Genomic DNA, 10,911 nt, shown 5'->3' with positions numbered 1-10,911 from the left:
GGATTTCGCTGCGATCATCAACAGATCACCGGTGTCCTTGAAGACCTTTGCCCATTTCTCGCCCGACAGGCCAAGTTCGTGGCCTCCGTACTTCATGGCAAAAGGTGATCCGAGTTGCGGTATCAGGTGCAAAATACCGGAGGTGCCGTTCAGAATAGCGGCCAGAACTTTGCTGATACCCGCGCCATGAGTCAGCACCTGTTCGGCCCGATCCCATGGCAGCAAATCATCATCAATCTTCTGCTGGAAGTGGCTTTCGCGATACTCGAACATCTCCTTGCGTTTTTCCAGCTCAGCAAGGCTCTCCTTGGCGATTTTTACCTCGTTCTCGCGGATTTTGGTGACGAGGTTTTGCATGTTGATCGCCTGCGTCAACCTGAGTTTCGCAAGCTCCTCGGCGTCTCGTTTTTCCATGGCGGATTGCAGCTTGGACCCAAACCCTTGAACAAGGCCCACATAGTCACGCGCCTTGGCGACCAGGTACGAGAACCGATAGGGCGGCAAGTTGCCCGCCGACGCACCCAGGATGTCACTCAGGCTCAAACCGGCTGCTCGTGCACGCACCAACGCCATAGGGTCGATTTCCGGGGCAAAAAGGGCCAGGTCGACACGTTCGCCGTCGATGTTTCGGCAGTTGTGGATTTTAAAAAGCCGATCCTCAACTCTGTCCCAAAGCGCCAGCAAGTCCTTGTTGCGCGGTATGCAAAAGACCGGTCCGATTTGGCGGACAATATGCCAGGTGAAGCGATCCGGACGAATGCGTCCCCAGATACGGGCATTGCGACCGCCCGCCCCGATAAAGCGAAGGTTTGCACGTTCTGCGTCCACGCGTCCTGTGCGGTTCCAGTCAAATTGCTGTCCGGGCCGACCGTCTGTTGCCACGGCAAAATCGAAGCGTTGTGCTTCAGCGACATGAGCTGATACCGCTTTGGGTGCCGGTTTGGCCGTTGCAGAGTCGGGCAGGTTGGCAACTGTTTTGTCGTCACCCAGCATCAATTCCGTGGCTCCGAGGCTGGCCACCTCGACCTTTTCCGCCGATAGCGGAGGACGGGAGTGGTCAAACCGGACTTCCGTATTTACCGCCGACTCGACTTTGCCACGAATTTCAGCGCCCAGCGTGTCTGATCTTTCGTAACCAACGAATGTGCGCCCGGCGATGACAAGGTCGTTAACGCCGACCCATTTCGGGCGTTTTGGGATGATCCAGTTTTCAACCTCGATCAAGAAATCCTGCCCTTTTTCCATGTGCGGCTTGATCCGCTCATAGTTGCGCGGACGAACGATACCTTCGCCGCAATCACCCGCATCCGCAGGGCGCGGTCCGAGGATCTGACGAACGAGATCGTAGAGGATATGGGCCTCGTCCACGCTTTCACGTGTGAACTGCTGAAACAAACTGTCAGCCCAGTCCAGAAGGTTGTCACAATATCGCATAACGATGTTCTTCTGGAACGCAGACAGCCTGAGGCGTCCGATCGCGTAGGGGTTGAAGGGATCCTTGCGATATGCCTCTTGTGCATCTTCGTCCGTCAGGATGGCGCGCAGGCTTGGCGGTTCCATGCCCTGGAACTCGTAGTATTGCCAGACCCTGTCTCTTTCTGCCTGAAGGCGTGCCGCGTCCGAGAGGCTGCCCAGATCCACGCCGCTGTCGAATTTGGCTGTTGGATCAAAGATGGCCTGATACCAACCCTGCGCCGAAGCGTAGTCGCCTCTGCTGTTCTGGTGCGAGGCGAGCAGTGCCGGAATGTGAAAGAACAGCTCGCGGAAATAGACGCCCAGCGGACCTGTGTAATCAAGCCGGTTGGTCGGGCCAACGACTCGCGTTCGGTTATTCGCACTGGTGATGAGATGAGACTTTTCGGCATAGTCGGCCTGCGCCTTCTTGTCGAGAAGGCCGTCCACGCCGCCGTAGAAAAGCGTGCGCCCGAGATCACCCAATACAGTCGTCCCCAAACGCCGTGCTTCGTAGGGCCGACCTGACCAGTCAAATGACCAGTGAAAGAAGCTGACATCGGAGTCCTTCTGGACCAAGGCTGCCGGGAACCCCCAATCGGAAACAGGCACCACGACATGAGGTTCGGGATCATTGACGCGCGCTACGGACGCACCTAGATCACTTGGATCGAGGTTCCAGTTGCCATCAGCACTATCAAGACTGTCTCTGCTATAGGACATTCCATAGATGTTGCTTTCGAAATTCCAGCGGGCAGTTGTGAAATCCTGTCGCGCAACCGTTGATCCCGGTAACCAGAAACCGCTGCTTTCGACCGTCTGTTCATAGATGCGCCGCGCGCTTCGGGATCCGGTGATGTGCATGATACCAGGGTCTCGGTTCCAGTAAATGTCCAGCCTGTTGCGTTCGGTGGTTGTCGGCGGATAGCCGACACGCTCGAACATATCGATGCGATATGGGACATGGTGGCCGCCGACATTCAGGTAGAGATCGCCGTTCAGTATTCCCGGATACACTTTCTTCCAGGCGGGCGTCACAAGTGTATGCCCATCCTGTGCCTCGGTATGGCTGGTTGAGAAATCATCCGTCCATGCGGGTATCTCCAAGGATGTTCCACGGCTGGTGACGGCCTCCAGCAGAATGCCTTGATCCCGCATTGTGAAGTAACGCCCCCTCAGTTCGATGGATTGCGGGGTGCTCCACGTGCCGTCCAGTTTGAGGAATGAAAACTTGGGCCGCAGTGTGTGCCTATAGCCAATAAACTCGTTCTCGCCATCCCGGACACGGGTCCAGGGGTTTGTGCTGATTTCCAGCCAGAATATGTGCAAACGGTTGTTGTAGATGATGGGCGACACATCGCGAACCGGGACAGCAATTCCAAGTTTCCGGCGGGATGAATAGGAAACGCGCCGGTCATCTCGCAGTTTTGAAAACGTCAGGTTTTCGATTGTCCAATAGTAATAGTTCGGCGGGTCGTCAGACGTGCAGCCAAAGACATGCAAAACGTCGCGTCCGTCGCTCCAGACATGTTCATGGTAGGCCCCGGCGATCCGAAGCCCAGCCACTTCTTCGAAACCGCGCAGGTATGCGGCATAGGCATCCAGTACAGTCTGTTCCGTGATGTCCTGTTGCAGCAGAGTTTTTTCAAGTTCCTCGAATTGAGGTGACTTGTTGTCCCGCAACTCGGGCAGCATGTAGTTTTCGGGCCAAAGAAAGACTTTTCTGTTCGCTTCCCACACCCGGTAGTTTTTGCGCCATTCCCATTCGTCGGACGGTATCCGTGTGGGGCTGACATGGACATGGTTGCCAGCGTCCGGGTCGCGTCTGTCCTGTTCCAAGTTCAGAACAATCCGGTGAATGTAACTTTGCAAAGACCCGATGGATGAAACAACGCGCGAGGTTCGGGCGCAACCTTCCATGTCGGGATCGATCAGGTAGTAATTGTACAGATCACCCCGATCATCGAACCTGCCATTGCTGTCACGGATCATGTAGTCGGTCAGAGCATCCCGGCGTCGCCCGCGAAGAGCGTCTTCATGTACTTCCATCGCCTTTTCAAAGCTTTCGGCATCCACAAGGCGAAGCTGAAGCGCGGCCTTCAGGCTTTCGGCACCTTCACCAAGTGCTGCCGGGTCAGACGATGCCAACAGGGCCAGCGCGTCTGCGCCAAGGCCGCGATCCTGTGCAAACGAAACGATCCGGCGCATCAGGTCCAGCGCGCTCAGCGCGTTTGCGGGCAGGCTGGCTCCGGCCTCAAACACGCGGATGGTGGCGACGTCACCGCCAGCAGCTTGGGCGAATTGATCGGTGTCGGCCGCAGCAAACCCATCGGCGACTGTGTGGGCAAGCAAAACGGCCTCAACAGTCTCGGGATGACCCGGCAGCCCGTCATCGTCAAGCAGCGCATCCAGATATGCCGCAAGCGACAGGATTGCGCCTCGCGAATAGGGTGCTACGGGATCCACCAGATCAAAGAGCGCGCGGTTGGCGTCAACAAAAGCCACACGATCAGCGGTCAATGCTTCGTGCTTGAATGCGGCAAGCGCCCTGACCATTGGGGCGGCTGCGTCCCTGAGTGGCCCGTGATCCGACGCAAACACACCGTCAATGACGGCTTGGGCGGTAATGTCCACACCCGTAAGCGCCGCAATTGCGTTCAGTTTTTCAGTGGAGATTTCAAGCGCCGCCGCCGTGACCTCGGGGACGATGACCCGCAGGTTGAATGTGTCGATAAGCAGCTGAAGGTCTGCTTCCGTGATGCCGCTTGGGAAACCACCTGTCGGCGCGGCAATGGCCGGTGCCAGTCCCACGTCAGGGGCCAGCCTCAGCATGTCGCGGGGTTCTGCCTGGAACAAGGCTGCATTGGCTTCGACAATGGATCGCGACTGATCTTCGGTGACGCCGTCCAAAAACGCAAAAACCGTTGGTGCGAAAATAGCGCGCTCTTCGGTGGCAATCCGTGAAACAACCTCCAACGCAAGATCTTCCACGTCAACGAACAATTCAGCTTCGACAGGGTCATCAAGCAAGCCCATAAGCGCTGATGCCGCCTCAAGATCGACTGCCAGCCGGGCGAACCTGTCGTGCTGTTCAAGCAGACGCTGCAACTCGTTTGCGCTTGTGATGGCATTGCCTCCGGTGGCGATGCGGATCGCAAGTCCAAGTTCATAAAAATCCAGTCTCAGAACATCCGCCAAAAGCGCATGTCTGTAGAGCAACGACAACGCGTCTGCGGACAGCAGAAAGCCCCGATCATCCTCTGCGGCGGCGTCCGGGTCTATCCCAAGTACCGGCGCTAGCATCAGGATCAGGTGCAACAAGTCCTCGTCTGAAATTCCCAACGCCACCCGCAACCGTTGCGAGACAAAGACACCCGCATTCGGGCCGGTTTCCGGCAGGGCTGCGTCGTCACGCAGCGCAGGGTGAACAAAACGTAGCGCAGGCGCGGGGAAAGGCGCGGAGCCAACGCCAGCTGCGGCACCGTTAAACAGCCGGTCCATCAGGCCGGGTTCGTCCGGATCCGCCCCGACTGGATCTGTTGGAACTGGCCCTGTCAACGACAAGACATCGTCGATATCCAGGGACAAGTTGTCGGCCAGTTGCGCAATCCCAACGATTTGCGACAGGGTAGCGTCGTTCAAGGTGCCCCCAAGCCTCTCAAGTACCACGCCCAGCGTGCGAGGATGCCAATCGAGCGCTCTGGCCAGCCGCCAGAAACGGTGCATTCGGTCAAGGGCGTCGCGGGTCATTCCGATCACACGCTCGATATCGTTCTGCACACTGTCTGCCGAACGTTTTTGGGCATCGATGCGAATGTTGTCTCCGCCCTGCACAAAGTCGGATTCTATGATCGCACCAATGGTGTCCCGGTCGATTTCCATCGCGCGCAGCAAGTCCTGGACATCGAACGGATTGGCAGTGTTGCCTGATCTTGGGAAACTGTTGCGAAAAAGCGCACGCAAATAAGCCCACTGATTGCGGCGCGTTGTAATCATCTCGTATGCGGCAACAGAAAGCTTCAATGCCGCACTGTTTTTTGCCGTGGCCCCGGCATCTGGCGCTGTAAGAGCAACGATTTCAGCGCGGTCTGTGTCAAAGTCCCTGAGGTTGAGATCAGCCGCCGCGACACGCCGGTCAAACGGTGTTACGAAGGACCGCGTGGCAGTTGGAAGGACATCGGCATAGACCTTGTCCAGAATGGCAGGGCGATCGGTGCCACTGATCGTGCCATCTTCGCGCGCGGCGATTGCCGCTTCGAGAATTTCATTGATGATCTCCAAAGTGGGGATCAGGTCATGGGTGGCGTCACACGTCAGCGGTTTTGTCCACAGGTCAGGGCGCCGGTTCTGGAGTTTTAGGGCATGATCTTCTTTTGCGCCGGTGAATTCCTTTTGTGTGACCTTCTCGTCAACAAAAGTCATCAGGTCGACAAAGTAAGCGGCCGGGCTGAGAACCGAGTCGCAATGCGCGCAATCGCAATAGCTTTGGTCGCCAAACAGATCGGCATATCCCGGTAAGTCCTTCAGCCCGTCTGTCACGTCCTCGAAAAGCGGCCCGATCCACGTCCAGTCAGGGCGTTCCCAACGCAACTCGTCCGCCAATGTCGCGACAATATTGCTGACGCCAAGCCGCATATCGCGTGCTGTTGCGATGACGATACTTGCCTCGGCCTCGGCGATACCGGTTTTCGCGGCAAGCTCGGACACCTGCAGATCTGCGATCCTCAGACCGGAATGCAATCCGCTTTTCATAAGAGCGGCGCTCGTACGCACTGAACCGCCGACACTCAATGTGCGTGCGCGTGCCTTCAACACGTTGAGTACAGGGCCCTGATCCGCGTTGGAAACTCCTCTGAAATCGAGCGCTTCCATATCCTTGGACCCAGGAGAAAAATCCATTCTGCGAAGGTCGATTGTTTCGTTTTGCTTGGCAAAATCCTCGAATACCGCGACCCGCTGGTTGAGTTTTGAAACCGTCGCCTGCGTTGCGGCACCCTGCGCGACGATCTCTCGCGTGCCCAGCCCGGGATAAGCATTCACAGTTGCCCGGATTTGGGCCAACCCTTCGGCGGTGGCTTCGTCCAAACCTTCTGGCGTGTCATCAAGGGCATCAGGATTGTCTTTGAGCAGCGTTCGCACTTTGCCATATGCCTGTCGAAGTTGATCTGTCGGAGGCGTCTTGAGCCGCGCGGCTAGACCTTCAGTGGGAAAACGTTCTTCGATCCGCACCTTGGTTGCGTCGGCGCGGGCAATCGCCTCTTCCCTATCGCTGCCTGCCAACTCGGGGGCAACGACCTTGGCCAGCGAGTCATTGTCGATACGCAGAATGTCGGGCAGTTGCTTTATTCGACCGCGCAACTCGGAAAACTCTGCACCACTCAGCCGCGCAGCCGCGTCGGAGTCATCGCCCAGAACCTTGGCGATCCCTGCCACAAGGCCAATGCGCTGGCCTTCGGATTTCGTCAACGCCTGATCGATAACAAGCGTGGCCACGCGCTGATCCGTCAACAATTCGCTGTTGGGAACCGCACTCAAAAGCGCTTTTGCAGCGCCATCCCGCAAACCGGCAATCTTCGTCAGCTTTGCCACTTCGGCGCGCGCAAGTTCTGGTCTGAGTTCGGGAAGGTCGGAAATTGCAACAGATGCCAGGTCACTGATTTCAGGGCCAAACACACCCGCCAGCCTGCCGCCATCCACCAGAATCGTTTCAGCGCGGGAACGCGCCTCGTCTTCAATATCCACAGCGTCGAGGACTGTGCGAGCGACATCTTCCGGTCGCGAGCGGGCAAGCTCTTCAGGCTGCAACCGGTCCAGCGCTTCGCGTATTGCGTCTTCGTGGCCGGGAGTTGCGTCCGCCAAGGCCCGTTCCAAACCGATACGCCGGGTTCCGGACAGAGCCGCGATAACCGTCTCTTCTTCTATCGTGTCCCGCAACGTACGGTTGCGAAGGTCAGCCAATTCTCGAAGGTTTTGGAGATCAAGAATAGGATCGGGCATAAGTGGTCCTCCGTCGATGAAGCAAGTATTCGGTTTAGAAAGCAGTCCTTGGAATCGTACCGCTGCAGCCCAGGACCGCAGCAGCGCTGGATGGTGAATTGAGTTGGGTGATCCTTTTCAAATCTTCACCCTATTGCTGTTTGGGCGGGCGACCCGCCCGAGAAAAAGCAGGGGCTGCGCGCCCCGAAATTCGGTTAGAACGGAGCACCACCACGGAAGTTCAAGCCAAGCGCGCGCAGGACGCGGCGCGTGCTTTCCGAGTGGCACCAGGCCAGAACGACGTCGTCCGAGTGTTCCAAAATCGCGGTCAGTTGGCTGTCGGTGAGCCGGGTTACATCGTGAATGTCGATGCGGGCGCTGGATGGAAGATTGACGAGGTCGTCGATAAAGAATTTCACTTCGCGTTGCGCAAGGTCGAACCCGGCTTCGGTACCATGACGACCGGTCAACACATTGATGACGCCGGAACCCGGAGTGCTGTCGAGGTGGCGGACAAGGTCATCTACATGCGAATGCGCAACCGTTTCCGCTGAGGTCCAGATGCGACTGCCGGTGGGGCTGGAAAACGCCCGCCAATTGACGACTTTGCTTTTCACAACAGACCAAAGCCGCGGAATGATGTCGACGCGGTATGCACCCGGAGAAAGACGGCTGGCCACTTGTGGTAAAAACTCGCGCAGCATTCGGCTGCGCATCGGATTCCAGTTGATCCCGGCCCGAAGACCCGTACGCGCCGCCAACTGACGCAGGTTCTTGAGACTGAACGCGGCCATGACTCGCCGCCCGGCTGATGCCAGGGCCCGCATGCCTGCCTTGAGCGCTACTTTGAGGCTGGCTTTGATCGCAGCCAGACTGCCGAACGATGCGACGGTCAGAATGACGTCAACGACTGTCAGGGCGACAAAAGCAGCCTGTCCCCAAGATCCAAGGTTTAAGCTGCCCATTCCGCCGGGAATGCCGCCAGATTCTCCTGGTTCGTCGGATCCAAACTCAAGGTTCCACCAGCCCGCGACCCTGACCACGTGATCCATGACAGTTGCAGGTTCCTGACCGCCGGGTCCATCGCCGCCGTTTCGGCTTTCCTGATCTGGAGACCGATTGCCGCCTGCGCTGCCCGACGTACTGCCGCTGCCCGAACCACCTGAATTCTCGGGCGGTGCGTTACCGGGCGGGGCGCTGCGCTCGCCGCCATTGCCGCCCGTGCCTGCACCAGTGTCCCCCGCAGGTGCCGTTCCTTGAGGATCGCCCTCCGGGCTTCCTTCGGCGCCACCACCGGGTCCACCGCCCTCTGCGCCGCCTGGTCCGCCGCCTGGACCACCGCCAGGCTCGGTTCCGGTACCACCTTTTGCACCGCCTGGGGTGGTGCCCGTTGCGTCAGGATTGGTGCCGGTCGAGTTGGGGTTTGTTCCGCCGCCCTCAGTGGCGGTTCCACCCTCGGTCCCGCCGGGTTCCGACCCGGTCCCACGACCTGTGCCGCCTTCGCGATGCGCTGGGCTGTCTTCTTGGCCGGTGCCGCGGCTTTGCGGGTCGCCGGTACCGCCGCCCCGGCCAGTCCCGGTGTCACCACGGCCCAGAGCGTTGGGATCATCCGAGACGCCCCCGCCACCGGGACCTTGTTGATCCGAGCCTTCGACGGTTCCGGTCCCTTCCGGGTCGCCGTCCTCGGTCCCAACTTCACTATCTCCCGTTCCGTCGGTTGTGGTGCCGGTATCTGACCCGGTCGCTTGCCCACCGGTATCTGTTGGCGTGCTATCCGACGGAGTGTCGTTGCCGGTGCCATCGGCCTGCGGGCTGCCAGAGCCGCCGCTGGGATCCGGTGGCGCATCCGGTGTGTCGCCCGAAGGGTCTGTGGTTGGGGATTCCGGGTCGCCGCCGCCACCGTTCTGACCTCCTGCCGCGCCCGGCTCAGCGCCGTCACTGTTCCCACCACGCCCCGCCGTGCCAAGCATGATGATGTCCGCACCGTTCGCCTGATCGCGCGCGGCCAGTCGTTCCAATTCGGCACGCGTCCCGAAATGGACCGTACCTTCAGTGCTGATGTAGTAAGTGATTTGTCCAAGGGCATAGCGCAGTTGAATCGCCGGAGTCTGACGTCCCAGAGCAGCTGTGACCGACGGTGGGTCAGGTCGCGCAGGCGCCGCGATACGTCGTCCCGGACGGGTTCGGGTCGTTTGCAGACCGGAGCGGTCGAAATGCGAAACCGGGTTCGAGCGCGCGTAAATAAAGAGATTGGGACCGTCGATCGATCCACCTGGATCCGGTGATATCCATCGACAGAGCCAGCTTGCATAATACCGTTGACCGATATGATGAAACCCGGTGGTCGCGTCCCGTTCGCGCTGCACAAAGCCATAGGCTTTCAGTGCCGTTTCACGCGCGCTGTCCGCAGCGGCAAAGGCGGTCTGGCCATAAGGCATGAATTCTTCATAGCTGACAACGCGGGCCGCTTCGTCCAACCGAAGAGTTGCTGATCCCAGATGATCGGTAAGCGTATACCGAATCCGGGTTGCGGTCGGGTCCGTTGTCTCTCGGGCCGTGGCGTCCAGGGACCAGCGATGCAGCTCGGCGATCTCTGAGAATCCATCCGACAAACGGGTGACAAAGCGTTCGAGGATCAAGCTGTTTCCGCGGAAAATCCTGCGTCTTTCCGCTGTGCCTAAATAGGTGACTTCGATCCGCTCAACGCTGCCGTCGCCTAGCAACCTGCGAGTGATTTTGCGCAGGCGCGTGCCGCTGCCATCGTACAAATAAATTTCATCGTCATCCGGGCGCAATTGGGCACTGCGATCGATGATGACAGCGCGCAGCAACCTCTGATCGTGCCGCCAATGCAGGCTGCTCAGGTGGTCGACCTGCCGCAATTCGCCGCCCGCACCAAATTCGGCCGCCGCTGCCGCAGGGCTAACCGGTGTACCGTCGGGTCGCGTCGCTGGTCGTGACCGGTTGCTGGCCGTATCAACCCAGAAATCCGTGGTAAAACTGGCAATTGTCCCGTTGTGCCGCAGCCTCGTTAGGTTCCCTGAAAGATCATAAGTGTAAGTTTGTATGAACCGCTCAGTCCCGGTTCCATCCGACAAAGGCAGGACAGGTGTCGGGCCCGGTGTGGCAGTGAAGGCACCATGCGCGCGCCCTTCGGATTGGGTCAGGCGATAGAATGCGTCATACGTGTAGCGGCGCATTGCATCTGCACCAGCAATGGCCGAAAAAACCGCGCGGGCGCTGCCCGAATGCGCCTGATCAATGCTGCCGGTCACGTTGCCGACAGGGTCATACGTTAGGCTGAGGTCCTGTAAAACCGGAGCGCGCCCGCCCGCTGCTGATCGGGTCGCGCGAATGCGACGAACCAGCCGCGTGCTGTCATCGAACTCCCGGCTGACTGTAACCCCGTTACCATAATCGATGCTTTCCCGTTCGCCATAGATCGAGAGGCGGACGTTGTTCAGAATCTCGGTTTCGCCAACC

At 58.8% G+C, this 10,911-nt stretch carries 2 protein-coding genes; both read right to left on the bottom strand.

The features are described 5' to 3' along the window. Positions 1 to 7,449 (bottom strand): neuraminidase-like domain-containing protein (locus tag AC2FNU_RS21250; RefSeq protein WP_496792219.1); only part of this gene is annotated, 7,449 nt, incomplete at its 3' end. A 194-nt stretch (positions 7,450 to 7,643) separates the two neighbouring features. Next, on the bottom strand, positions 7,644 to 10,911 hold a 3,268-nt coding region (locus AC2FNU_RS21245; RefSeq protein ID WP_496792217.1), incomplete at its 5' end, for an RHS repeat-associated core domain-containing protein.

The sequence above is a fragment of the Ruegeria sp. BHSB064 genome (assembly GCF_059613205.1).
The sequence above is the reverse complement of the archived record's forward strand: the minus strand, read 5'-3'. Positions and strand labels throughout refer to the sequence as shown.